At 71.5% G+C, this 26,265-nt stretch carries 11 protein-coding genes; 5 read left to right on the plus strand and 6 right to left on the minus strand.

Annotated features, from left to right (window positions below; all coding sequences use genetic code 11):
• Positions 1-304 precede the first annotated feature (304 nt).
• From CMC5_RS34160 to CMC5_RS34170, 3 genes are all read left to right on the plus strand, one after another.
• On the plus strand, positions 305-12,442 hold the full coding sequence (locus tag CMC5_RS34160) for a tetratricopeptide repeat protein (protein ID WP_050434324.1): 12,138 nt from the start codon (positions 305-307) through the stop codon (positions 12,440-12,442).
• A 79-nt stretch (positions 12,443-12,521) separates the two neighbouring features.
• Positions 12,522-13,076: a prolyl hydroxylase family protein gene (locus CMC5_RS34165; RefSeq protein WP_050434325.1), complete on the plus strand. Its 555-nt coding sequence runs from the start codon at positions 12,522-12,524 to the stop codon at positions 13,074-13,076.
• 1,023 nt (positions 13,077-14,099) lie between these two features.
• Positions 14,100-14,438 (plus strand): HU family DNA-binding protein, encoded by a 339-nt coding sequence (locus tag CMC5_RS34170; RefSeq protein ID WP_050434326.1) that lies wholly within the window; start codon positions 14,100-14,102, stop codon positions 14,436-14,438.
• A gap of 165 nt (positions 14,439-14,603) precedes the next feature.
• On the opposite strand, the gene CMC5_RS34175 is transcribed toward CMC5_RS34170, so the two are convergent.
• A complete protein-coding gene (locus CMC5_RS34175) occupies positions 14,604-15,242 on the minus strand; it encodes a hypothetical protein (RefSeq protein WP_245677983.1) in 639 nt (212 codons plus the stop codon).
• A gap of 301 nt (positions 15,243-15,543) precedes the next feature.
• Here CMC5_RS34175 and CMC5_RS34180 point away from each other — a divergent pair, with 301 nt between their 5' ends.
• Positions 15,544-16,386: a hypothetical protein gene (locus tag CMC5_RS34180; protein WP_245677984.1), complete on the plus strand. Its 843-nt coding sequence runs from the start codon at positions 15,544-15,546 to the stop codon at positions 16,384-16,386.
• Positions 16,387-16,442: 56 nt separating this feature from the next.
• Here CMC5_RS34180 and CMC5_RS34185 read toward each other — a convergent pair whose 3' ends face one another.
• On the minus strand, positions 16,443-17,717 hold the full coding sequence (locus CMC5_RS34185; RefSeq protein ID WP_050434327.1) for a serine hydroxymethyltransferase: 1,275 nt from the start codon (positions 17,715-17,717) through the stop codon (positions 16,443-16,445).
• On the minus strand, positions 17,714-19,063 hold the full coding sequence (locus tag CMC5_RS34190) for a dihydrolipoamide acetyltransferase family protein (RefSeq protein ID WP_050434328.1): 1,350 nt from the start codon (positions 19,061-19,063) through the stop codon (positions 17,714-17,716). Before CMC5_RS34190 ends, CMC5_RS34185 begins: the two co-directional genes overlap by 4 nt.
• Positions 19,064-19,282: 219 nt before the next feature.
• Between CMC5_RS34190 and CMC5_RS34195 the strand changes: the two genes are divergently transcribed.
• A complete protein-coding gene (locus CMC5_RS34195) occupies positions 19,283-21,091 on the plus strand; it encodes an ArnT family glycosyltransferase (RefSeq protein WP_050434329.1) in 1,809 nt (602 codons plus the stop codon).
• A gap of 401 nt (positions 21,092-21,492) precedes the next feature.
• On the opposite strand, the gene CMC5_RS34205 is transcribed toward CMC5_RS34195, so the two are convergent.
• The 3 genes from CMC5_RS34205 to CMC5_RS34215 all read right to left on the minus strand — a co-directional run bounded on the left by CMC5_RS34205 (position 21,493) and on the right by CMC5_RS34215 (position 26,223).
• Entirely contained in the window at positions 21,493-23,205 is a 1,713-nt protein-coding gene (locus tag CMC5_RS34205) for a HEAT repeat domain-containing protein (RefSeq protein ID WP_050434331.1), read from the minus strand.
• A gap of 141 nt (positions 23,206-23,346) precedes the next feature.
• Positions 23,347-23,817 carry an AgmX/PglI C-terminal domain-containing protein gene (locus CMC5_RS34210; protein ID WP_169796742.1) on the minus strand — a complete coding sequence of 157 codons (471 nt, stop codon included), beginning with the start codon at positions 23,815-23,817 and terminating at the stop codon, positions 23,347-23,349.
• A gap of 162 nt (positions 23,818-23,979) precedes the next feature.
• Positions 23,980-26,223 carry an ArnT family glycosyltransferase gene (locus CMC5_RS34215; RefSeq protein ID WP_050434333.1) on the minus strand — a complete coding sequence of 748 codons (2,244 nt, stop codon included), beginning with the start codon at positions 26,221-26,223 and terminating at the stop codon, positions 23,980-23,982.
• Between the last annotated feature and the right edge of the window lie 42 nt (positions 26,224-26,265).

Genomic DNA, 26,265 nt, shown 5'->3' on the forward strand with positions numbered 1-26,265 from the left:
TGGCCTCACTGCGCGGCTCGGTCCTCTCGGGCGTGCGGGCCATGCGAAAGGAGCAGGATGGCGCATGCTCCCCCTTCTGACCACCAGGGTCGAGCGCCACGAGCGGGATGGGTTCGAACGAGCCGTCCCGTCGAGCAAGATCCAGCGACAAACAGGCATTTTGCGTGAGGACGAGGGCGCTTCGATATGTTCTCGGCATGCCCGATGGCGCGACTGGGGTTGTAGGCGCGCCCCCTTCTCCTGATACGTTGTGTTCGCCGCCGGATGCGCGCGCCGTGGCGCCCCACCCGGCAGAGGACCGGACATGCACGACCCGAAGATCGGCCGCGCTTCGCTGCGCATCGAGAACCTGGCTGCGGCCCTGGAGCAGGGCGTCGACAACGAAGCGGCGGTGCTGGAGGTGCTCATCGCCGCCCAGGCGAAGAGCAACCCGCAGCCCGAGCTGTGGGACAAGCTGCACTCGGCGACGGCGCGCGACGATCGCTTCGCCGAGCTGGCCGCCGCTTACGAGCGGATCACCACCGACAGGCGCTTCATGGCGCATCCGCCGATCGTCCAGGCCGAGGCGCTGGTGCGGGCTGGCGCGTTCTTCACGACCATCCTCGGCGACCCGGCGGGCGCGCGTGGCTACCTCGAGCGGGCGGTGGCCCTCGCGCCGGCACGCATCGACGCCTTCATCCGGCTGGAGCTTTTGCTCCAGGACAGCAACGACGCGGTGGCCCTCGCGGATCTCTACGCGCAAGCAGCGCCGCACCGCGCGGAGCTGGCCGAGCAGGTGGAGATCCTGAACAAGGCCTGGGGACTCCTCGACGCGCTCCCGGACGAGGACGAGCGGGTGATCAAGGTGCTCCAGCTGCTCCATAAAGTGGAGCCCGCCAACGCCCCCGCGCGTCGGGCGCTGGAGGATCGGCTCGCGCGGGTGGGGCGCGTCTCCGAGGTGGCGCGCTTGCTGGAGCAGGCGCTCACCACGGAGCCGCCGCTGCCCGACGCGGACGTGATGTCGATCCGCTCCCGGCTGGTCGGGATGTACACCGGGGATGCCAAGGAGCTGGAGCGCGCGCTGCCCCACGTGGAAGAGGTGCTCACCCGCGATCCGGTGAACGCTGCGGCACTGGCCACGGCGGAGGCGCTGCTGGGTCGCAAGCCGGTCGCACCTCGCGCAGCGGCAGCCCTGGAGACAGCCTACGAGCGGGTCGGGCGGACGCAGGACGCGATGAAGATGCTCGCGATCCAGATCGAGTCGCAGCGCGGCCCGAAGCGGATCGAGGCACAGAAACGGCTCGCCGAGCTGCTCTTCCATCGTGCTGGGGATCTTCAGGGCGCCTACGCACTGTGCGAGCAGATCCTGACGGTGGATCCTGCCGACGATCAGGTGCGCGAGCGCTACCTGTCGCTCGCGGTGAGCCTCGATCGGCGGCTGGACGCGGCGAAGCTGTTCACGCGTGCCGCCGCGACGGCGCGCGACAAGGCGGCGCGCGCGCGGATCGGTGTGGAGCTGGGAGAGCTGCTCCTGGAGCTTGGCGACACGCGCAAGGCGCGGTCTTCGTTCCAGCAGGCACTGGAGCTGGCCTCGGACGACGGCGCCTCGCTGCGCGCCGCGCGAGCCCTGGCACAGCTCTACGAGAAGGAGCGCGACACGCGTGGGCTCGCCGCGATGCTCGGGCGGCTCGCGGATCTGACGCCGGACGTGGAGGAGCGAGAGGTCGCGGCGGAGAGGCTGGCGCGCCTCTGCGAGGAGGATCTGAAGGATCCGGCGGGTGCGATCGGAGCGTACCGGCGCCTCTTCGGAACGAAGCGCGAGGCGGCGGCGCTGGACGCGCTGGTGCGGTACTACGAGGAGGGGGCGTCGCCAGCGGATCTGGCCGAGGTGCTGGAGCGACGCGCCGACCTCACGCAGGATCAGGACGCTGCGAAGGAGCAGCTCAGGCGCGCGGCAGAGCTGCGAACCGAGCAGCTCAGCGATCGGCCAGCGGCGATCGGCACGTGGCGGCGAATGATCGAGGCGTTCGGTCCAGCGCGGGACGTCCACGCGCGGCTGATCCCACTGCTCGAACAGGAGCGGCGCTGGGACGAGCTGGCGAAGGTGCTGGAGTCCGAGGCGGCGCTGTCGGGTGGTGGGGAGCGGGCCACGCTGCTCGCCCGGCTCGGCGCGATCCGGGCCACCCGCTTGCACGATGGGATGGGCGCGCTTCAGGCGTACGGCCAGGCGCTCGCCATCGAGCCGACGGAGAAGACGAGCCGGTTCGCGGTGGAGCGCATGCTCGGCAACCCCGAGCCAGGCAACACGCGGGCGAGCCAGGCGCCGCCGCCGCCCGATGGCCAGCGCCTCGCTGCCTGCGGCGTGCTGGAGCCCATCGCGCGCGCCGAGGGCGCGACCTCGCTGCTGGTGCGCGTCCTGGAGGTGAAGGCCGATCTCGCCGAGGCGCCCGCGGCGATGGCCGCGGACCCCGAGGGAAGTGCGACGGCAGAGCGTTCGACCTGGGGAGAGGGCGACGAGCCGCAGAGCAGGAGCGCGCCGCCGAGCGTGCACGAAGCGATCACGAAGCCGCCGCCTCCGGTGGTCTTCGAGTGGGACGGCGCGACGGGCCCTCGTGGCACCGTGCGTCCACCGCGACCGACCGCGCCGCCACGCGATCTGGCGAAGCTCGCCTCCGAGGCCAGCGAGCCGGAGACGCGGCGCACACCGCTCAGCCCGGAGACCCTCGCGCTGCGCCTCGGCGCGCTGGAGGAGGCGATGGGGCTCGCCGAGCGCGGGCTCGAGGACGCGAAGAAGGCCATCGATCTGGCAGCGCGCGGGTTGACGATCGCCGCCACGATGATGCCGGATCGGGTCGCCTTCTGGACGGGGGAGGTGGAGCGGCTGACGGCCTCTGCAAAGCAGGCGCCCACGCGCGCCTCCGTGCTCTCGGAGGCCCTCGGTCAGCGGCCCGTGGACAGCCCGGCGCTGCTCCACCTGGCCCAGCGTGCGGGCGAGGCGCTCGCCGCGAACGGTGATATGGCCGGCGCGCTCGCCATGTACCGCCGCGCGCTCGCACACGAGGCCTCGTCGCCGGAGCTGCTGGGTCGCGTCGACGAGCTGCTGCGCGAGCAGGGCAGCCCCGAGGAGCGGATCGCCCTCTACAGCGATGCGCTCTCGCAGCCCTGCTCCCCGGAGCGGCGGCGCTCGCTGCTGCACTCCATCGGCGCGATACAGCGCCGGGACCTGAACGATCTCGGCGCCGCAGCGGCGACGTACCGCGCGGCACTGCAAGAAGATCCCGACGACGAGGGCGCCAGCGAGGCGCTCATGGACACCCTGGCCGAGGCCGGTGCCTGGGACGCGCTCTACAACGAGCTCGCGAACCGGCTCTCCCGGGTGCAGGACGACGACGAGGTCCGCGTCCAGCACGAGCTGCGGATGGCCGAGGTGGCGGGGCGCGCCGGGCGGGTGGACGTGGCAACGGCGCGCTATCGGACCATGCTCGGGCGAGGGGCGCCGGTGGGCGCCGCGGCGCTCGTCACCATCGAGGAGGTCGCGCGCGCACAGGGCGACGACGCGCTGCTGCGGCAGGTGCTGGAGCGCCGGGTCGCGCTCGCCGTGGAGCCCGCTGCGGAGGTGCTGGCGCTGGAGCAGCTCGGCACGTATCTGGCCGAGGCGCCGAGCGGTGAGCCGCGTGATGCGGCCGGCGCGGCAGAGGCGAGGCGACGGGCGGCGGTGCTCGCAGAAGGGCCTGTCTCGGACACGAACAAAGCGCTCGCGCTCTACGAGCAGGTGCTGGAAGCGCTCCCCAGTGATCGACACGCAGCCGCGCGGCTCCTGTCGCTCTACCGCGAGCGGGGCGCGTGGGAGCGCGTGCCCGCCGTGTGCGAAGTGCTGCTCGATACGACGGATAGCCCCACGGAGGCGCTCGTCGAGCTGGCGTTGCTCGAGGAGGCGTCGGTCCGCGCAGGCGTCATCGATCGGCTGCTCGCCGGTGCCGAGCGAGTGATCGCGCGCTTCGCCGATCTCACGCCCGAGCAGCGGCGGAGCCTGGACGCCACCGTGGCGCGAGGGCTCGGCGCGGATCCAGCGCGCCACGACGAGGCCGCGGCGGCCCACAAGCGCCTGGTGACGACGGCTCCCGAGGGGGATCGCAGCGCGCTCGACGCCTTCGCCGCCTTCCTCGCCGCAAGTCCCGGCACAGCGGCCCGCCACGCGGACCAGCGGTGGCTCTTCTCCACCCTCGTCGAGCGTGCGCCCGAAGCCGAGCGGGTGAATGCGCTCGCGGACTGGGCCTCGTGGGAAGAGACGGTCATGGAGGATCGGGCCGCCGCTGCCGCGCTCTTCGAGCGCGTGCTCGCGCTCGACCCCGAGCACGACGGCGCGCTGGCCTCGCAGGCGAGGCTCCTCCTGGAGCTGGGTCACGTCGAGCAGGCCGTGGAGCTCCTGGAGGCGCGCCGTGATCGCGCCAGCGGGGAGGCGCGGGTCGCGCTGGAGCTGGAGCTGGCGGTGCTGCTGTTCGACAAGGTCGATCGGCCGAACGAGGCCCTCGATGTGGTCGCGCCGTCGCTGCTCAGCGGCGCGCCGCAGCCAGCCGCCCTGGATCTGGCCATCCGGGCGCTCGGCCACCCCGAGGCCGGCACGCGCGCCGCGGAGCTTCTGGAGCAAGCCGAGGTCGCGGCGGGTGACACGGCGGCGCGGATCGCTTTGCTGGAGACGATGCTGGCGCGGGGCCCCGGCGATACGGCGGCGCGCCTCCGCTGGTACGAGCGGCTGCTCGATCTGCACGGCGACGATCCGGAGCAAGCGCTTGGCGTCGCGCTGCGCGCAGCGGGGACGCTACCAGGAGAGGTGAGCCTCTGGGAGCGCGCCGAGCAGCTCGGCCGCAAGACGCAGCAACCCGAGCGCGTCATCGACGCCTACGCCGCCGCGCTGGATGCGGCGACCTCCCTCTCCTCCGACGAGATCGAGGAGCTCGGTCGGCGCGGCGTCGAGTACCACGAGGAGTGGTTCGAGGCCCCCGACACCACCATGCGCCTGCTGCGGCGGCTGGTGGAGCTGCTCCCGGGCTCGGTATGGGCCTTCGAGCGGCTGAAGCTCGCGTACAACGCGGCCGAGCGGTGGGACGATCTGTTCGGGCTCTACGACACCATGCTGGCCCGCACCGAGGACCAGGCGGAGCGCCAGTTCCTCCTGGAGGACGCGGCCACCGTCGCGCGCGATCTCGCCGGCGATGCCGAGCGCACCATGCGGTACCTCGAAGCGCTGCTGGAGCTGTCCGACGATGCGCGCACCCGCAGCTCGCTGGAGCGTCTCTACGAGCGCCACGGGCGGCACCGCCCGCTGATCCGGCTGCTCTCGGCGGACCTGCCGCGCCTCCCGGCCGATGCGGCGCAGCGGCTGCGCGAGCGGATCGCGCTCCTGTGGCTCGAAGGCGTCGGCGAGGCCGAGGCGGCGCTTCCCGGCGTCGAGCAGATGCTGGAGCGCGAGCCCGCGTCGAATGAGGCGTTCTCCCTCCTGGAGCGGATCCTCGACGCCACGTCCGAGCCGCCCGAGACCGATGAGCGCCGCGACGCGAGACGCCGCACCGCGGAGCTGCTCACCGGCCGCTACCGTGAGCAAGCTCGTCCCGCCGAACTCACCCGGGTACTGGAGATCCAGGCCGACGGCGCGACCCCCGACACACGACGCGGGTTGCTCGCGGAGATCGTGAAGCTGCGGCGCGACGTGCTCGGCGACGAGCCCGGCGCGCTCGAGCGCCTCGCGGAGCTGGTCGAGCTGACCCCGGCCGACGAGGCACCCCGGGAGGAACTCTCCGCCCTGTGCGAGCGGCTCGACCGTCACGATCGCCACGCCGAGGTGCTCGCCGCGGCCGCGGGCCACGCCGCGGAGCCCGCGCTGGCCATTGCGCTCCTCGATCAGGCGGCGACCCTGCGCAAAGACCGCCTCGATGACGCCGACGGTGCGATCGCGCTGCTCCGGCGGCTGTTCGCCCTCGCCGAGCAGCACGAGCGCGCCTCCGAGGGGCTCACCGCGCTGCGAGAGCTGGACCGATTGCTCGACGCCTCCGATCGGGTGGTCGAGCGCTGCGAGGTGCTCGATCTCCTCGCTGCCCGTGAGGAGGCGCCCGAGGCGCGGCGCCAGGCGCTCGGCGAGCTGGCGCGCCTTTCGTGGACGGTGCTCCAGGACGACGAGCGCGCCATCGCGGCCTACCGCGCGCGGCTCTCCACCGACGACACCGATCGAGAGGCCCTCGACGGCCTCGCGGCCATCCTGGAGAAGGCAGGTCGCAACCGCGAACTCGCCGCCATCCTGGAGCAGCGCGCCGCGGCGCACGGCAAGAGCGACGAGGCGCGTCGTGATCTCGGCCGGGTGGCGCGGCTGTTCGAGCGAGAGCTGGGCGAGCCCGAGCAGGCCATCGCGGTCTGGCTGCGCATTCGCTCCGAGCTGGGACCCGACGTGGAGAGCGGCGAGGCCCTCTCTGCACTGTACGCCAGCGCTGGCCGGTGGCCCGAGCTGGTGGAGCTGCTCGGCGTCGAGTACGACACCGCCTGCGAGACCAGGAACCTCACGCGCGCTGCCGCCCTCTCGTACACGCTGGGCAACGCGCACCGTGACCACACCCTCGCCTGGGTCGACGCCGTGACGGCGTACTGCCGCGCGTGGGAGGCAGGGCGCTCGGGGAACGACGACGCAGCGGAGTACGGGAGGCTCGCGCGCGACGGCCTGTGGTCGCTGCTCCAGCGCATCGATCCCGAAAGCGAAGCGCACCGTCCCGAACTCGTCGCCACCACCGAGGCCCTGCTCGACATCGCGCACGCCGAGGACGACTGGCGTGCCCGCGTCTCCTTGCTGGAGCCGCGCCTCGCCGCCGCCCCTTCCGATGAGCGGCGGGTGGCCGTCCTGCGCGAATCCGCAGCCTTCCTCGAAGGCCGCGGCAGCGACGTTGCCGGCGCCTTCGATCTGATCTGGCGCGCGTTCCTCCTCGATCCGGCGCACGAGAGCCCCTCCGAACTGATCCGCCTCGCCGACGCTGCGGGTCGCTGGTCCACCATCGCCGAGACGCTCTCTGCCCTGGAGGAGCGCGCCGACGTCCCCGCGCCGACGCTGCGGGATCTCTGGCACCGCGTGGCCACCTGGCAGCGCGAAGAGCGCAAGGATGTGGAGGCCGCGGAGCGCGCCTTCGAGCAGGCACTCACCCACGAGCCAGGCAACAGCGCCATCCTCCAGGAGCTGGTCGAGCTGCAGCGACGCACACCCTCCGCGGCGCTGGTCGGCACCTTGCTCCGCCTCGCCGACGCGACGGGCGGTGACCTCGAGCTCCACCGCGAGGCCGTCGAGGTCGCGCGCGACGTGGTGAACGATCCGGCCCGGGCCCTCGTGATCGCCGGGCGGCTGCTCGACCTCGCCGCCGAGCGGTGGGCCGACGGCGAGCCCCCCTACGACGCCGAGACCCCGACGCACCCGGCGCACGCTGCGCTCTGGGCCATCGATGCCCTCCTCACGCTCTTGCAGGCCGCCGGCGCGCGCGCCGAGGTCGTCAGCCTCGGCCGACGGGGCGCGGCGATGCCGTTCCCCCGTGACGTCCAGCGGCGTCTCCTCCGCACCGCCGCGGACGCAGCGGAGCTGGACGAGGCGATCACCCTCCACAGCACCCTCTTCGACGAGGACCCGAGCGACCAGCCCGGCGGCGAGCGCCTCGCCACGTTGCTCGCCGAGGCGAGCCGCCGCGAGGACCTCATCCGCCACCGCGAGCGCCAGATCGAGGTGTGCCCCGATCGCGATCGGCGCGTCGCGCTGCGCTTCGACGCGGCCGGCCTGCTCGCCGACGGGAGCGCGACCGAGGAGGTGCCGAGGGCCATCCAGGCGCTGCGCAAGAACCTCGACGAACTCCCCGGCCACGTCCCCTCCGCGGAGAAGCTCGCCACGCTGCTCGCCGCGCGCGGCGAGCACGCCGAACTCACCCAGCTCTACGAAGACCAGGCCGCCCTCCGCGAGGCCAGCTCGGATCCCAGCGCCGCCACGCTCTGGCTCCAGGCCGCCCTCCTCTCCGAGCGCGAGCTCCACGATCCCTCGCGCGCCATCGCCTGCCATCGCCGCGCCGCCGATCTCGGCTCCACCGAGGCGCTCGACGCTCTGGCCCGCCTCCTCCTCGCCCGCGGCGAGCCCGCCGCCGCAGCCGACGCGCTCGAACGCCTCTGCGCCGTGACGCCCGTCGAGCGGCTCCACATCGAGACCATCCGCCTCTCCGATGCCTACGTCGCTGCAGGCCGCGCGGATCGCGCCCGCAGGGCGATCGAGCGCACCCTCGGCCTCAAGGAGATCGTCCCGAGCACCTCGCCTCGCTCCATCCCGCCGGGCGTCGGCTTCGTCCCCGACGCCGAGCAGCAGCCCCTCCGCGAGCGGCTCCGCGTGCTCTACCGCGAAGCCGGCGAGTGGACCGCGCTCGCCGAGCTGATCGCCGAGGACGCGACCCGCATCACCGAGCCTGTCGCTCGCCTCGCCCTCCTCCGCGACGCCGCCGATCTGCACCTCGGCCGCGGCGAGTCTCCTGCCGCCGCGATCCCCTTGCTCGAGGAGGCCATCACCCTCGCGCCCGAAGATCTCGGCCTCCGCCTCTCGCGGGGCAGAGCCCTCGCCGCCGCGGATCGCCCCGACGACGCCTCGGCCGCCCTGCGCGCCATCCTCGACGAGTTCGGCAACCGGAGGCCCAAGGAGCGCGCGCTCGTCCACTTCGAGCTCTCCCGGGTCATCCTCGCCGGCGGCGATCAGAAGGCCGCCATGACCGAGCTCGACCTCGCCCTGCGCATCGATCCGGCGCACCCTGGCGCGCTCCTCGCGGCCGCCGCCCTCGCCTTCGAGGCAGGCCAGCTCGAACGCGCCAGCCGCTCGTACCGCGCCCTCTTGCTCGTCGCCCGCCGCCCTCGCCCCGGGACCGAGCTGCCCATCAGCCGCGCCGAACTCCTCGTCGCCCTCGCCGACATCGCGAGCCGCCAGGGCGAGCCCGATCGCGAGATCGAGCAGATGGAGAGCGCCTTCGAGGCCGCGCGCGAGAGCGAACTCGAACACGAGCGCCTCCTCGTCGCCCTCCGCACCCGCGCGCGCCACGACCTGCTCGCCCGCGCCATCGAAGCCCGCCTCGAAGCCCAGCCCCCCGAGGCCGAGCGCCTCATGCTCACCGAGGAGCTGGCGGCCCTCTGCGAAGGTCCGCTCGAACGCCCCGAGGCGGCCCTCGACGCGCGACTCCGCGCGCTCGCCCTGAGCCCAGCTTCGGCCCTCGCCCACAAGGCGGCGCATGACGCCGCACAGCGCCTCGGCCAGGCGGAGCGCTACCGCGACACCTTGCAGCAGCTCGTCGCCGAGCAGCCTGGTTCCGCCGACCTGCTCCTGCATCTCGGCCGCACGCTCGCTCTCGCTGGCGACGACGCCGCCGCTGCCGACGCGTACCGCCGCGCCGAGACGGCCTTGCCCAGCGACGATCCTCGCCTCGACGAGATCTGGAGCGCTGCCGAGGCCCTCGCCGAGAAGCTCGGAGACCGGGAGGCGCAGGCCCGCCTCCTCGACCGACGCCTCCGCGCCTCCGACGCCGCGCGGATCGACGACGTCCCCCCCGAGGTCCGCGCCGAGCCGCGCTACCGCCTCGCCCAGCTCTGGGCCGACGCCCCCGAGAACGCCGAGCGCGTCACCGAACTGCTCGAACAGGCCGTGGCCCTCCACCCCGAGCCCGATCGCGCCGAGGCGGCGCTCCGCGACGTCCTCCGCCACGATCCTCGGCAGGAGCGCGCCGCCCGCCTCCTCGAGCGCATCGCCCGCGCCGCCGAGCGTCCCCGCGTCCTCGTCGACGCCCTCGTCCTCCTCGCGCGGCTCGACGAGCCCCAGCGCGCCATCGCCCAGCTCGAAGAAGCCGTCGGCCTCGCGCGCAGCCTGGGCGACGCGCCCCTCGCCGAGTCGATCCTCCAGACCATGGTCGAAGAGCGCGCCCCGGGTCCCGACGGCGCCGCCGCTGCAGCCTGGGCCCTCTCCGCGCTCGCCGATCTCCACGAGGAGCAAGGCAAGCTCGCCGCCGCAGCCGAGCTCCGCGAGCGAGCCGCCCGCGCCTCCTCGCCCGAGGACGAGCGCGTGCTCCTGCTCCGCGTCGCCGCCCTCGCCGCAGGCGCCCTCGACGACCTGCCCCGCGCCGCCCGCATCTACGAAGAGCTGCGCACCCGCGAGCCCGCCGAACGCGCCATCTGGGAGCCCCTCGCCGACGTCTACCGCAGGAGCGGCGACGCCCCGCGTCTCTCTGCCCTGCTCGACGCCACCGCGCCGCTCGTCGACACCACCGCCGAGCGCTCCCTCCTCCGGCTGGAGCGCGCGCGCTTGCTCGCCACCGGCAGCCAGGACGAGGCCATCGCCCTGCTCCACGAGATCCTCGACGAGGATCCTTCCAGCATCGAGGCGGCCATCCTCCTCGCGTCCTTGCTGGAGTCGACGGGCCGCGTCGACGACCTGCGTGATCTCTACGCCCGGCAGATCGACGCCGCCAAGGACCGCGGCGACATCCCCGCCATCCTCTCCCTCTCCCTCCGCCTCGGTCAGCTCACCGAGCAGAGCGGCGACGAGCCCGGCGCGCTCGACGTCTACACCGCGGCCGCCGACTGGGATCCCCGGCATCCCGAACTCCTCCGCTCCATCGTCCGCCTCACCCGCCACAACGACGACCCCATCGCCCTCGCCGACGCGCTCGAGAAGCTCCTCCGCGTCGAGCGTGGCGACGAGGCCGTGGCCACCGCGCTCCAGCTCTCTGGCTTGCGCGCCGGCCAGGGCGACGACCGCGGCGCCGAAGAGGCGCTGGAGCTCGGCTTCGCCGCATCCCCCGACAACGACCGCCTGCGCGAAGAACTCGCCGAGCGTTACACCGCCCGCGAAGCCTGGCACAAGCTCGCCGAGCTGTACGTCCGCGAGGCCCGCGAGGGCGATCCCGACGCGCAGGTCAGCGACGACGCCCGCGTCGAGAGCCTCTGCCGCGCCGCCGACATCCTGCGCCAGCGCGCCGGTGACGCCTCCGCCGCCGCCGACGTCCTCGCCCGCGCCCTCGCCATCGCCCCCGGGGACCGTGACGTGCTCCTCGCCTTCATCGACGCCGCAGGCGCGATCGGGCAGCACGCACGCGCCGCCGAGTCCGTCACCCGGGCCCTCGAAATCACCCCCGACGACGCGTGGCTGCACCACGCCCGCGCCGATCTCCACGACGCGCAGGGTGACGGCGACCGCGCCCTCGTCGACCGCGAGCGCGCCGCTGCTCTCGACCCACGCGCCCACACCGCCGCCCTCGTCGCACAGCTCGAGCGCAACCTCATCCGCGCCGAGGCCGACGCCGCCCCCGCGGCCGACGCCATCCTCGACGTCTGGGGGGAGCCCTCCCCGGAGACGAACGTCCCCTCCCCGGCCGCCGAGCGCGCCCGCAGCCTTCGCTTGCGCCTCAGCGAGGTCTTCTCCCGTAACGGCGAGATCGATCGCGCCCGCGATCACCTCACCGAGCTGCTCCGCAAGGACGGCAAGGACCGCGACGCGCTGCGCACCCTCGCCACCCTCGAGCAGAACGCCGAGCACTGGGACGCGGCCGGCGCGGTCTACCGGCGCCTCATCGCCCTGGAGGAAGGCGACACCCTCGTGTCCACCGCCCTCCACCTCGCCGAGGCCTGCGAGAAGGCAGATCGCCCCGCCGACGCCCGCGACGGGCTGGAGCGCGCCTTGCGCGTCGCCCCCGGTCACACCGAGGTCCGCGATCGCCTCCGCCGCCTCTATGAGCAGACCGGCGCGCGCCACGACCTCGCCGTGCTCACCTTCGAAGACGCCCGCGCCACCGAGGACGAGGCCATGCGCCACGCCCTGCTGCTCCGTGCCGGCAAGCTCTTCACCGAAGACGACGCCGTCTCTCAGGCGATCGCCGTCCTCGAAGAGGCCCGCGCCCTGAGGCCCGACGATCAAGAGGCCGCGCTCCTCCTCGTCGACGCCATCGTCAGCGCCGGCCGCCTCGAAGAGGCCCGCGCGCAGCTCGGCGACCTCCTCGCCGCGCACAAGAACCGTCGCTCCAGGCAGCTCGGCGCCGTCTACCAGCGCCTCTCCCGCCTGGAGCTGCTCGAAGGCAAGCCCCAGGACGCCATCGCCGCCCTGTCGCGCGCCTTCGAGAACGACCCGCAGAACGCTCCTCTCGCCATGGAGCTGGGCAGCCTCGCCATGAACCGCGGCGAGCAGGACCTGGCCACGCGCGCCTACCGCACCGTGACCATGTTGAAGCCGGTCACCGACAAGCCCGGCACCGAACCCAACCCGGACGCCCCCACCCAGACCATGCGCGCGGTGGCCTACTACCAGCTCGCCGTGCTTGCCCTCGCCGTCGGCGACCGTCGCAAAGGGCGCATGATGGTCGACAAGGCGCTCGAAGCCGACGGCACCCTGGAACCCGCCCGTGTCCTCCTGGAAGAGCTGAAGGCCGGCTGAGAAGAGCTGAAGGCCGGCTGAGCCGGAGGACGGCACGCGATGCCCGCGCGCGGCGACGCCTGCGCGCTATCCTCATCGCGTGTACGCCGGCCACCTCGACCTCACCCAGCGCCTCGTCTGGACCGTGGACGACGCCCTGTCCCCCGCCGACTGCCGCTCCTACATCCAGCGCATGCGCAGAGACCAGGCCGAGATCGCCCCCATCGTGGGCCATCACGGACCCGAGGTCGATCTCGAGGTGCGCAACAACACCCGCGTGATGTGGGACGACGAGGCCGAGGCGAACGCCCTTCTGGCCCGTGTCGCCCGCGAGGTCCCCGAGCAGCTCTCCGGGCTGACGCTCCACGGGGGAAACCCACGCCTGCGCCTGTACCGCTACGGCCCCGGCGAGCGCCACGGCGCCCACTGGGACACCGTGGTGGAGCTGCCCGGCGGCGTGCGCAGCCTGCTGACCCTGGTCTTCTACCTGAACGACGAGTTCGAGGGCGGTGAGACGGACTTCCCGGAGCTGTCACAGCGGGTGAAGCCCCGCGCTGGGCGGGCCTTGCTGTTCCAGCACCGCATCCTGCACGAGGCCAGCGAGGTCACCACGGGCGAGAAGTTCGTGCTGCGCACCGACATCCTTTACCGGTGAGCCCATCCCTCGTTTCCTGGTGAGCCCCACCTCCACCCGCCCCCGGGCCCCTCGTCCACCGGCGGACTTCCGGGGTCGGTCGGGGATGACGGTGTGGATCTCGGCCTCGGTTTTGTAGAGGCGCTTCAGGTTCGCCAGCGCGATGCCAGTAGTGCGAGCCACGGCGGTCCGGACACGCTCCAGCACCTCGACGGTGGCAGTAGCCTCCAGGAAAGAGGACGGAGCAGGCCGGGTCGTAGGCAGGGCGACCGACGATGTTCCAGTTCTCGTCGGAGATCCTCCCGAGGGGGTCGTCGGCCACATCGTTCTGCGCATGCAGGGGTGGCGACGAGAGGAGTAAGGAGAGCGCGCGCCGTGCCACCAGAAGCACGGAGCATCTCCGGACGCCCCGAGGTGAGCGCACCGCGAGTCCGTGCTCATGTCTCCGGATCGTGACGCCGACGTCTTGACGGCGTGCGCGTCGAGGTCCATGCCGGTTCATTCCTCACGTCTCCAACCGTTCCTTTGCACCTGCAACCATCTGACGAATCGAGCCTGTTTCAGGCGCGTCAAGGGACATTTTTTGCGGCTCCCAGGGCCTCTCACGGGAAGTTCGCAACGCCTCTGGGCGTTGTCGCATCGCACGCGCGACTCTTCGGCACACGACCATGCGACAGGCCCCCTCCCTCTCCTCACCATGTCCGTTCGTGACCCCAAAGGAGGCGCCACACGCCAGACGTCGTGCGACCGTCATCGCGTCGAAGTACTGCAAACCCCTTGGTTTTTCGGGGTTACGGGCGCGTCTCCGACCTGCTGCGCGACGTCCTCTTCGGGGCCCCTCGCGACCGTCCGAAGACGTGTCGGGTGACCTCCCGTCGGGCTGCGCCTGCGTCCATGACCGCATCGTCGCCACCTCACTCACTCGAAAATCGCCGTTTCCCCCCGCGGTTTTCGCTTTTTTTGCCGCGGGCCGCGTGGCACGTTCGGATCAGTCGCGGGCGGCGGGGTGCTGCACGCGGCCCTGATCAAGGACAGGAGACAATCATGGCTACCAAGAAGAGTGCCGGTGGCGGCGCCAAGAAGGCGCTGAGCAAGAGTGGTCTGATCACGGCGATCGCCGAGCAGCACGGCGAGGAGCTGACCCGCAAGCAGGTCAAGAACGTGATCGAGTCGCTGATCGACATCGGGCACCGCGAGCTGAAGAAGGCTGGCATCTTCACGCTTCCCGGCTTCGCCAAGTTCCGCGTCGTGAAGCGTCCCGCCACCAAGGCGCGCCAGGGCGTGAACCCCTTCACCAAGCAGCCGATGACGTTCCCGGCGAAGCCCGCGAGCAAGTCGGTGCGTGCACGTCCCATCAAGGCGATCAAAGACGCGCTGCTCTGAGTAGAGCTCTGGCGCAGGGCGTTCCGCAGGCGATGCGGGCAGCGCCGGGCGTTCCAGATTGAAAGCGGCCACGGCGACGTGGCCGTTTTCATTCCATCAGCATGAGGGGTGAGGCGTCGCCAGCATCAGGGGCGGGTCGCCGGAGAGGCGCCGCGCCCGGCTGGGTCACTTCTTGCGGCTGTAGACCTGGGCGCCGACGGGGCCTCCGCCTTGCCGCGCTTTCACCGTCACCTTGACGGAGCCGGGGATGGGCCAGGGCCACGAGTAGCAGCTCTGCTTTGCCCCGATCGCGCCGCTCGGGCCGGTGTCGGGATCGACGGCGAGCAAGGGCTTGATGTTGAGGGCCGCGAGCGCTGGGGCACCGCCACCGGCGAGGTCGAGTTCGAGCTGGACGTCGACCTCGGTGACGGGGGGAAGTGCCTGGGCGAGCACGGTGTAACAGTTCCCGGGCTGGAGCACGAAGGTGTTGCCGGAGATGGTCTCGCCCTCGGTGACGACGCCGCAGATGGGGCTGCCTTCGGCCTGCATCTTGGGGGCCTCGGAGGTGGCGCGGCCCTGGAACATGGTGGTCATCGACAGCGACTGCACGGCGTCGCACGGCGTCGGCGCGGCCGGGCCCGTCGGGGTCGGGGTCGCCGTCTCGGTGACGGTAGAGGTCGCGACGGCCAGAGGCGGCTGGGTGGCCGTCATGCCCGGCTGGGGCACCTGATCCTCGGCCGCGAACTCTTGCTGTGAGCCACCGCATCCGATCGTGCTCAACGCGGCGGTCGCGATCAGCAGGGCTCCCACGCACTTCACGTTCATCGACGCCTCCTCGCGCGCAGCAGGGCTGCACTTTCGAAGCCCCGGGTGAGGTGGTCCGTGACGCCAGGAGGGCGCCCGACGAACCGGCTGCGCTGGCGCGCTCATACACCCGACCAGTCTCGAGAGCTACCGCAGTCGGCGTCGTTTCCGGGCTCGAAGCGCCCCCCTCGCAGAGAGGCGCTGGATGGATCGGGCGCGTCACACGTCCAATCGACGAGCACCGGTTCTCCACCCTCCGCTTGCGCGCCGCGCGATGTGGTGGGATGAGGGCCGGCCCATCCAAAGCCTCGAGGAGGTCGTCTTGTCGCTGCGCGGAACTGGCATCCCCTCTGTCGTTCTCGGTTTTTCCACTCTGCTGCTCGCTGGCTGTCCGAACGAGCAACGTCAGACGGCACAGCAGCCCTATGGCGCGCAGCCCGGGTACTACGATCCTCAGCAGGGCGGCTATCCGCAGCAGCCCGGCTACGGGCAGCCCTACCCTCAGCAGCCGGGCTACGGGCAACCGGCGCCTCAGCAGCCGTACCCCCAGCAGCCGTACCCTCAGCAGCCGTACCCTCAGCAACCCTACCCGCAGCAGCCGGCGCCGCAGCAGCCGACGCCACAGCAACCGGCGCCTCAGCAGCCCGCCCCTCAGCAGCCGGCACCGGGCGGGTTCCCGTGGCCGTTCCCGCTGCCCGGGCAGCCCGCGGGGGAGCAGCCGACGCAGCCAGGGCAGCCAGCGCCCTCGGGGGGTGGCTCGGCGCAGCCGATCGATCCGAATCTGGCGTCGGCGGCAATGATCCCACTGCGCTCCTACGCGGCCAACGAGGCGCCCGGGATGACCGCGGAGGGCGCGCCCTTCGCGGGGCAGTTTCAGGCAGGCCAGACGCTGGAGCAGCAGGTCCAGCTCGTGCCGGGGAAGTGCTACACGATCCTGGGCGTCGGCGCCGGGGTCACCGAGCTGAACATCCAGCTCATCGCCCTCACGCCGGTGCCGGGCATGTCGCCCGTGCTGGCGCAGGACAACACGACGGGGGCGAACGCCTCCGTCGCAGGGCGAGGGAGCTGCTACCGGTGGCCCCTGCCGGTCGGGATCAACGCGAAGATCGTGATGACGGCGGCCGCGGGTTCCGGGCTCGCGGCAGGGCAGCTCTACTCGAAGTGAGGCGATGACCCGAGGTCGGTCGAGGCGCCACGACGACGCCTCGGCCGCAGGTCATCTCAGAGGAGGATGCCGGGGGGCGGGAAGGCCTTGCAGACCTCGGCGACCTCGCCGGCGATGCGGGCGATGCGCGCTTCGTCGGTGGGGTTCTGGGCGACCTCGTCCATCCAGCCGGCGAGCTGCTCCATCTGAGCGACGCCCATGCCGCACGAGGTGGCGGAGGGGGTGCCCAGGCGGATGCCCGACGGGTCGAAGGGCTTGCGCGGGTCGAAGGGGATGGAGTTGTAGTTGGCGACGATGCCAGCCCGCTCCAGCGCCTGGGCGTAGGGCTTTCCGCCGATGTTCTTCGGCGTCATGTCCACGAGCAGGAGGTGGTTGTCGGTGCCGCCGGTGATGAGGCGGAAGCCGCGGGCGGCGAGAGCCTCGGCGAGGGCCTTGGCGTTCTCGACGACCTGGCTGGCGTAGGTCTTGAACGACGGGTCGGACGCCTCGCGGGCGGCGACGGCGATCGCGGCGGTGGTGTTGTTGTGCGGGCCACCCTGGAGGCCCGGGAAGACGGCGCGATCGAGGGCGGAAGCGTGCTCCTTCTTGCTGAGGATCATCGCGCCGCGCGGGCCGCGCAGGGTCTTGTGGGTGGTGGAGGTGACGACGTCCGCGATGCCCACCGGCGAGGGGTGCGCGCCGCCAGCGACGAGGCCGGCGATGTGGGCGATGTCCGCCGCGAGGATCGCCCCCACCTCGTCCGCGATGGAGCGGAAGGCGGCGAAGTCGATCTGCCGAGGGTACGCGGTGGTGCCGCACCAGATGAGCTTGGGGCGGTGCTCGAGGGCGAGGGACCGCACCTGGTCCATGTCGATGCGGTGGTCGGACTCGCGCACGCCGTAGGGAACGCTCTTGAAGAACTTCCCGGTGATGCTGACGTTCCAGCCATGGGTGAGGTGGCCTCCCGCGGGCAGGCCGAGGCCCATGATGGTCTCGCCGGGCTTCACGAAGGCGAGGTAGACGGCGAGGTTCGCGGGGCTGCCCGAGTAGGGCTGCACGTTGACGTGCTCGGCACCGAAGAGGGTGGCGATGCGGGTGCGCGCCAGCTCCTCGACGGCGTCGATGTTGACCTGGCCCTCGTAGTACCGCTTGTGCGGGTAGCCCTCGGAGTACTTGTTCGAGAGCACCGAGCCCGTCGCCTGGAGCACCGCGCGCGAGACGTAGTTCTCGCTGGCGATGAGGCGCAGGGTGCGGGACTCGTACTCCTCTTCCTTGCGGATGAGGGCGGCGATCTCCGGGTCCACCTCGGCGAGGGGGCGGAGCCCGGGGTTCTTCGCCTGAGGGGTGCTCACAGCTCGAACTCTCCGCGGTTGATGATGTCGGCCACGCGCCAGAGGAAGGAGTTCGCGAGCACGCCGTCGACGATGCGGTGGTCGTAGGAGAGGGCCAGGAACATCACCGGGTGGATGGCAATGGAGTCCTCGCCGTCACGGGTGACCACGACGGGGCGCTTCTTGATCTCGCCCATGCGCAGGATGCCCACGTTCGGCTGCGAGATGATCGCGCCGCCGAAGAGGTTGCCCTTGAGGCCGGGGTTGGAGACGGTGAACGTGGTGCCCGAGAGGTCGTCCGCGGTGGTCTTGCCGATGCGGGCGCGGCCAGCGAGATCGTCGATGCCGCGGGCGATGCCGAGCAGGGACAGCTCGTCGGCGTGCTTGATGCTCGGGACGATGAGGCCGCCTGGGGTGTCGACCGCGACGCCGAGGTTGATGTCGCGGAGGCGAACATAGGCGTTGTCGAGCACGCGGGCGTTGAGGTCGGGGTGCTCGCGAAGCGACTTCACCGCGGCGGCGCACACGAACGCGAGGTACGTGAGCCCGACGCCGGCCTTCTTGAACTTGTCCTTGTGCTGGTCGCGCAGCTTCGCGGTGGCGTGGAGGTCGACCTCGGCGACGGTCACCACGTGCGGGGCCGTGACCTTGGAGAAGACCATGTGGTCGGCCGTGATGCGGCGGCGTCGGTTGAAGGGGATGACCTCGTCGCCCGCCTTCTGGTTGAACGGCGGCACCTTGTAGGCGCCGTAGCCGACCGACGGTATCGGGGGCACGAAGCCACCGCCCGCCTGGATGAGCTGCGACAGCTCGGCGGCCTGCGAGGTGGGCTGCGGAGGCGGCGGCGCGGTGGTCGCACGCATCACGTCGTCGCGGGTGATCCGGCCGTAGTCACCGGTCCCCTGGACCTGACGGAGATCCACGCCAGCCTCGCGCGCGAGCTTCTTCGTCGACGGGCTGCTGAGCACGGGACGATCGTCGGAGCCGCTCGCCTGCGAGGACTCTTCCGGCGATGTGGATTTCTGGTCCTCGTCCTTCGACGTGGCCTTCTGCCCCTCGTCCTTCTTGCCTTCGTCCTTCGACGCGGCCTTCGCTTCGCCCTGCGACGCGGAGTCGCCGGCCGACTGCTCCGCCGTCTCGTCGATCCGACACAGCAGACCGCCTTTCGCGACCAGCGTGCCCTCGGCCACAGCGATGCTGGTCACGCGCCCCGCTTGCGGCGCAGGGATCTCGGTGTCCGCCTTGTCGGTCGCGACCTCGAGCAGGGGCTGCTCGCGCTTCACGAAGTCGCCCTCGCGCACCAGCCACTTCGACACGGTCCCCTCGGCAACGCTCTCGCCGAGCTGGGGCATCACGACGTCGATCATCGCTCCTCCAGTGCTCCTCTCGCACATACCCCGGCTCGGGGCAGTCGGTGGCCGTATACGCCGCCCGCTCATCGGGGGCAACGCGCTCGGACCTCGTTTCTCGTTCGACGCTGGTCCTGGTGCGATAACGGGAGAAGGCAAGGTGCGCGCCTCTCCGGCCGCACGTGGGGCGAAACGCCTCTGTCGCGCCGACGAGCGGGAGATCTTCGCGCGCCTGCGGTGTACAAGACGGCCGTGCTCACCGTCGACAGGAGCGCTTCCGCGGAGCCGTCATCGACCCAGGACCCCGCAGACGCCGACCATCCCGCCGCCACGTCCTCATCCATCCCAGGAGGGGGTGACACGGGTGGCGCTCCCGAGGTCTCCGGCGCAGCCGGCGTACCCAGCAGCTCGCAGGGTCCCGTGGTGCCGTTCAGCAAGGTGGTGATGGGGGCCGCGCTCTCGCTGAGCGTCGTGTGCCTGCTCCTCGTGCTCACGTTCGGGTACGGGCGCGATCAGGGCATCTACGCCATGGTCGCGCGGATCACCCTCGACGGCGGGATGCCGTACCGGGATGCGTTCGACTTCAAGCCCCCGGGCATCTTTCTGCTCTTCATGGGCGCGCGGGCCCTCTTCGGCGCGGCGCAGTGGGGCATCCGTGTGGTCGAGGTGGCAGGGCTCGTCGCGATGTCGCTGTGCATGGTGCGGCTGGCCGAGCGCTGGTGGGGAGATCGGCGGATTGGCGTGATGGCCGCCGCGCTGACCTTGCTGGTCCACGCGCAGCTCGATTTCTGGCACACCGCCCAGCCGGAGTCGTTCGGGGGGATGCTCACGGTATTCGCGCTGCTGCTCGTCACCCCTGGCGCCGACGACGGGGATCGAGCGCGGGTGTCGACGTTCCGGCTGATCGGTGCGGGCGTGCTGTTCGGGTTCGCGGGGTTGCTCAAGCCGCCGCTGGCGGGTGGAGGCGCGGTGCTCGCGGTGGCGCTCGGGTGGCCTTCGTTGATGGAGCTACCGCGCGCGCTCCGGGCTCGACGTGTGGGCGCCGCGGTGGTCGGTGCGGTCCGCCCTGGCGCCTTCATCGCGCTCGGGGGCGTGCTCCCGATCGCGGCGTGTGTGGCGTGGTTCGCGGCGCAAGGGGCGCTCGAGGATCTCCACCGGGTCCTGTTCGTCTTCACGCCTCATTACACGGCGCTCGGCTGGAAAGGACAGTCGGCGCTGGTGCTCGGCTGGTACGGCGTCTCGCAGTGGTTGACGAACTACTCCGGGCCCATGGCGTTGGGCCTCGGGTGCCTGGTGGCGCTGCACCCGGAGCGGCGCGAGCGCGCCGGCGTGGCGCTGCTGGGCGGGATCATCGCCATGCACCTCGCTGGCGTGGTGATGCAGGCGAAATTCTTCCCGTACCACTTCGGCGCGACGTGGCCGCTGACGGGCATGCTGGCGGGACTCGGACTCTGGAAGGCGTGGACCCGCGCGGCGCGGTGGGGGTGGCCGGCAGCGGCGGGGCTCGCCTCGGTGCTCGTGCTGTTCGGCTTCGCGCGGTCGGCGACCAAGGACGTGGCCGAAGGGGCTCTGGTGCGCGCTGCGCGACGGGCGGCGCTGTTCGCGGCCGGTGCGCGGGACCAAGCAGCGCTGGATGCGCTCGCCTCGGTGGCCGACGTGAACGCGCACGCGAACCGCACGGCCGCCTCGTTCTTGAGCGAGAACGTGGCGCCGGAGCGGTCGGTGTTCGTATGGGGCTTCGAGCCGGTGATCTACGATCTCGCCGACCGAGAGAGCGCGTCCCGCTACCTCTACAACGTGCCTCAGCGGGCGATGTGGGGACGCGAGCCCGCGCGAGAAGCGCTGATGGCCGAGCTTTCGGCGCGCCCTCCCGCCGCGATCGTGGTGGAGCGGCACGACGTGTTCCCCATGGTCACCGGCGAGGTGCTGGACTCGCGTGACGCGCTGCGTGGGTTCCCGCCGCTCGCGGAGCTGCTCGACGAGCGCTACCGCCTCGCTGCAACGTTCGAGGATCTCGACGTCTACCTGGAAGACGAGGCGCTCTAGCGATCGAGCCAGGGTCCCGCTCGCGGCAGTCGCATCGCATCGCTCGCGGCAGTCGCATCGCTCGCGGCGTCACCGCGCATCGTGCCGGAGGTGCGCCCCTTCTGTCCCATGGACTCGCCGCAACGGAGGAGCGGCTGACGCTTCACTGGAGCGGGTCCATCGAACACGAGGGGCGCACCGCCGGTACGCTGCTCTCGGCCGCACACCGGTCGCTGGCGGGGCCGTTTCCCGGCCGCCGTTCTTCAACCAACGTGCCACGAAGCGTTGTTCCCGTGGTGCTCTTTGCGTGGTGGTCGATCTCGACGTCGGACCATCGGAGCGAGCCATTCTTGCTCGCCGGGCGGAGCTCGATGACCCGTCGGCGAGCAATCGATGCTCACTGCTCAGAAGATCGGCACGCTCTACCGACCTGGGGAGAGCATGTGACGCGCCACCGCGACGAGACCGACATCCTGGCTCGTTTGCAGATGACGCGCCACGGCGAACGCTTCGGGAGATTTCGCAGCTTCCAGGCCTCGCAGCGCCCCGATGCGCACATGACGCGGTGACGCGTCGCTCCGAGCGATGGCGGCGAGCGCCTTGATCACCTCCGGAGGCGGCTGAAGTCGGCCTGCTGCGGAGAGGGCGCGCTTGCGCACATGAAGGGGTGCCGACGGATCCATCCCGATCGCCAGGAGCTGCACCGGGTCGTCGCCCCCCGCGTCGCGCAGCTGCTCGTACGGGTTCGAGGGAGCCTTGCCTTTCGTGCACCAGGTGCCCGAAAGCACCATGGCTGCGCCCGAGGGGAGCCCCGTCGCCCAGGCGCGGCTCGGTGCGGGACGCGGCACCCGGCGGGCTCGCGGGCGGCCCGTGAAGTCGACGACGGCCATGGGCTGGAGCGGGGCGCCGGCGTTCTGCAGGGAGACGTCGAGGGGGGGCTCGGGCAGGTCGCCAGGCCCTGCGATGCCACGGTACAGCGAGCTGCCCTGGATCACCCGATCCTGCATCGGGGAGCGGACCTTCACGGTGCTCCCGTACGGAAACATGATGTTGTCGGCGTCCGGGCAGTTCAGCCCGTGCGTGTTGACGTCGGTGCAGTAGGGCGTGTCGCTCAGCGGGTCCTGACCTGGCGGGGAGATCTCGCTCGTGTGGAAGAGGCCTGCCAGGTGCCCGCCTTCGTGCTCGAGGATGATCTCGTCGAAGAGGTCTCCGTAGACTTCCATCGCGACGCCGCTGGTGTGCGTCCCGTGGATCACCCCCTGGCCCGGGATGCCCGACGCGATCCCGGCGGCGCCGTCGAGCTCACCGGCGAGGTCGACGACGGCGAGCACGTTGAGGGCAGGGCGACGCTCGGCCATCGCCGTCACCTCCAGGGCGCGGAGCAGGTTGACGGAGCTGTTGATCACCGACCAGTGCGCGGGAAGCTCGTAGAAGGTCACCCTCCCCAGCTCGAGGCCTGCGTAGTCGTTGTAGGCCTCCTGGAGCCTGTACATCATGTAGTCCGGCGTCGTGGCGCCCTCGGCGATGAAGACGTTGACGTCGAGCACACCGCCGTGGAACTGGGCGTCCACCGTCTGCCGGATCCACACCGAGGCGTTCCCTGCGAAGCTGGGGCCAGAGGAGCTCCCGAAACTCGCGGACCAGCGACCGGGTGTCACCGAGGGCATCACCGAAGGCGCGTCGTTCTGAGGGATGCCGGCGACGGTGGTCCCGTACCAGGAGTACAGCCACTCGGTCGGCGCGAGCCGGAAGTCGGCGATGAGCGGCGCACCGGTCGGCGTGCTCAGGGTGCGGATGCCGATCTCGGCGAAGCTGGTCGGCCCGGCCTGGGCGTGCGCGATCAGCGTGAACCCCAGTGTCCCCATGGGGATGTCGAACTCCACGGTCGGCGCGTTCGGGGAGACGGGTCCCAGCGGCACCTCGTCGAGCGTGGGCGTCCCCCAGGGCCCCTCCCCTCCACCCCCGCCCACACTCGTGGTGGTCGTCGTGGTCGTGGTCGTGGTCGTCGTGGTCGTCGTGGTCGTCGTCGGTGCCCCGCCGGTCCCCTGCGCGCCCGAGCCTCCTTCACCATCGAGCGGATCCACGACGACGATGCCGCCGCAGCCTGGCCCGCCGAGGGCCGAGAGGACCAGCAAGCTCCCTGCTACGCCCAGGAGCGTCCAGGGAAACCGCTGAGAAGAAGGCCGAAGGGATCGCGGCATCGTCGAGCTCCGTGGCGGAAGGATGCGAGGAGGGAGCGAGAAGGATCGCCGAGGGCGACCCCTGAAGGAAAGTGGCTACTGAACGAGCTCGGCCCCCTGGAACTCCATGGGGAAGGTGATCACGCTGGTCGTCGCACCCCGGGGTGAGGGGAACTTGAGCTGCTTGAAGGCGTCGGCCACGCAGGTGTCGACCTTCTTGTTCTTCGCGGTCGACCTCACGACATCGGCGACGGTCACCTTGCCGGAAGGCCCGAGCGTGGCACGCACCGTCACGGTCGCGATGAAGTCCCGCGATTTGCCCGCGCCGATCAGGTAGCAGGCGTCGAACAGCTCCGGGCGCTCCGTGACCACCCGCCGGATCTCGTCCTGGGTCAGCGTGCCTCCGCCGATTTTGTCGCCCCCCACCACGGCAGCCGCCCGCTGGCCTCCGTCTGCATTGTCCCCAGGTTTGGTGGCTGCTGGCGCAGGCACGTCGTTCCGGACCTCGGTGGGAGGAGGCTGACCCGGCACGGCTTCATCGGCGGCCGCTCCTCCTTTGGACGCCACGGAAGACTTCGGGTCGGATGTCCCAGGGGACTCTGGCGCGGGAGACGACGAGCTGGGTGGCGCGCCGGCACAGCCGACCGAAAGCAGGACGAGGGCAGACAGCCAGAGGCCTCGAAAGCTCATGGCTTTAGAAGAGCCGGAAAGCGACGCGGCGTCCACCGCTCAGGGCAGACGGAGTACCTCGATGGACGGTCCGCCGCCTTCCCGATGCGGCGCTCCCTTTCCCCGGAACGAGGCCCAGAACGCCTCCGTGCCCGGCCGCTTCCGGATGGGGACCGGGTCGGTGTACAGGAAGCCGGCGCGCCAGCGCTCGGGCGCGATCCAGAGCGGCAAGCCCACCTCGCGCTCGACTGGATCCGGCATGGTGGCCGAGAGCCACGCGCGCGCCACCACCCGCGACCGCACCGCCAGGCTCACGCCGGACTCCAGGGGACCGCCCGCCTGCACCACGACGGTCAGCAACGCGCGGGCACCTGCCTGGAACGTCGCGCCGAGGATCTCGGTCCCGTCACTGAACCGCGCGCCGTCCGAGGACAAGGATGCGCGGATCTCGGCCAGCCGCGCGGACGCGCCAGCCGTGTCGCCCGACGCGAGCGCCGCGTTGTGCGCGATTCTCCGTTGCTCCAGGGTCACTGGTTCGTCGAGAGGAGGCGCCGTCGGGAGATCGAAGTGGGTGCGCAGCTCCCACGTCAGAAAGGGATCCGGCGCGATGGAGCGCACGGGCTCGGTGGCGGCCTCGAGGGCCCAGACGAGCGCCGAGGGCTCGGTCTCCCGGAACGACAGCGCGACGATGCCGCTCTCTTCTGGCCCGCCCGGGGACAGCATCGCCAGGAGCTCCGGCGTCGCGACGAGCCAGTAAGGCCCCACGGCGACCACGCGAAAACGCTTCACCAGATCGGCCTGCACGGCGTCGGACAGGTAGCGCACGTCGGCCACGTAAACGCCACGAGGAGCGCCAGAGGGGACAGGGCGCTCCACACCCACCATGCGACCTCCCAGCGCCCAGGTCTGGGCCCACGTCGCCTTCATCCCCGCGTGCAGATCCACGCGCGCGTCCCCCGGGATGCGCTCCGACAGCCACCGCAGCAGCGCGATCTTGTCGCCGTCGGAGTCGATCAAGAGCCCCTTCTCGTTGAAGCGGCCCCCGGTCTCGCGCGCATAGCGAAGCGCGGGGATGCCATCGCGCAGGATCACCCCCAGCAGAAGCAGCGCGACCGAGAGAGAGATCGTCCACGCGCGCTGTCCACCGACGGGAGAAGCCGTTCCATGCGTGACGTGCGCGCCCATGTCCACGAGCGCCGCCATGGCCAGCGCGAGGTAGGCGGCGCCATGATGCGGCCAGAAGATGTGGATGTCGGCCCCCTGCCGGAACACCACGTACTGCACCGCCGCCATCACGAAATACAGCAAGGGGATCGCGTCGGCTTCACGGCGCCGCAAGGTCAGCCGGCCGAGGCAGGCGAGGACGCCGAGCGCGCCGAGCCCGAGGCCGACGGGTGTGAACATCAGCTCCAGCCAGTAGCGCCGCGACGCCAGCACCGCCCCGAGAGGCGCCTCGTTGCCCGACGAGCGCATGGCGTAGCTCTGGAGCAGATCCACGAGCTTTCCGGCGCGCTGAAACAGCACCAGGTAGAGTCCCAGCGTCAGCACCGCCGCGGCCGCGGTGAGCACCCACCACTGCGCGAACCTGCGCGGATGGACGGGCCCGAACACCGAGACGGGGGCGAGGAAGCCCCGGAGCGCACCGAAGGCGAGCAGCCCGCCGGTGAGCACGAAGGCCGGCCAGTCGGCGTGCATGCCCAGCGTCAGGCCGAGCACGCTCACCGCGATCCACCGCTTCCGCCAGGTCTGCAGAAGGCGCACGTACCCCCAGACGCCGAGCAGGGTCCACGCCATCACGGGCACTTCGAGGGCGTTGAAGTTGGCGAACGAGAGCGCGATCGGCAGGACGACGAAGGTCGCTGCCGCTGCCGCCCCCGCCGCCGGTCGGTACAGGCTGCGGCCGAGGGCGTAGAGCAAGGGAGGCGTGGCCACGCTCAGCAGCACGGCCGGCAGCCTGCACACCACATCGTGACGGCCGAGGACCTTCATGAACGCGGCCGTCGTCCAGAAGATCCCCCACGGATGGTGGCAGTAGTACATCGCGGGGGTCGGCCGCGTGGTCGTGTACTCCCAGACTGGCCCCGGGATCCTCCACCGCAGCATGTTCTCCGCGATGATCCCCATGCTCGCGCTCGACGCGAAGTGCCCAGCGAGCGGGGGGCCGAGGAGCTCCCAGCTGGCCACCAGGGCGAACCACAGCGTCGCGATCAGGAGAACCAGCCGGGCGATCTGCGTCTCGCGTGCCGTCGCGAGGGGTAGCCCATCCAGACCTCTGGGCAGCGAGGACGACCGAGGGAGCAGCACCGCGCGCAGCCTATCGCCTCACCCAGGTGATGATAAGTTCCG

The sequence above is a fragment of the Chondromyces crocatus genome, assembly GCF_001189295.1.
GTDB lineage: Bacteria > Myxococcota_A > Polyangia > Polyangiales > Polyangiaceae > Chondromyces > Chondromyces crocatus.

What these genes read in the sequence shown, in the direction of transcription:
- CMC5_RS34175 (WP_245677983.1), bottom strand. Translation starts at nt 15,242, where the DNA reads ATGAACGTGAAGTGCGTGGGAGCCCTGCTGATCGCGACCGCCGCGTTG.
- CMC5_RS34190 (WP_050434328.1), bottom strand. Translation starts at nt 19,063, where the DNA reads ATGATCGACGTCGTGATGCCCCAGCTCGGCGAGAGCGTTGCCGAGGGG.
- CMC5_RS34170 (WP_050434326.1), top strand. Translation starts at nt 14,100, where the DNA reads ATGGCTACCAAGAAGAGTGCCGGTGGCGGCGCCAAGAAGGCGCTGAGC.
- CMC5_RS34160 (WP_050434324.1), top strand. Translation starts at nt 305, where the DNA reads ATGCACGACCCGAAGATCGGCCGCGCTTCGCTGCGCATCGAGAACCTG.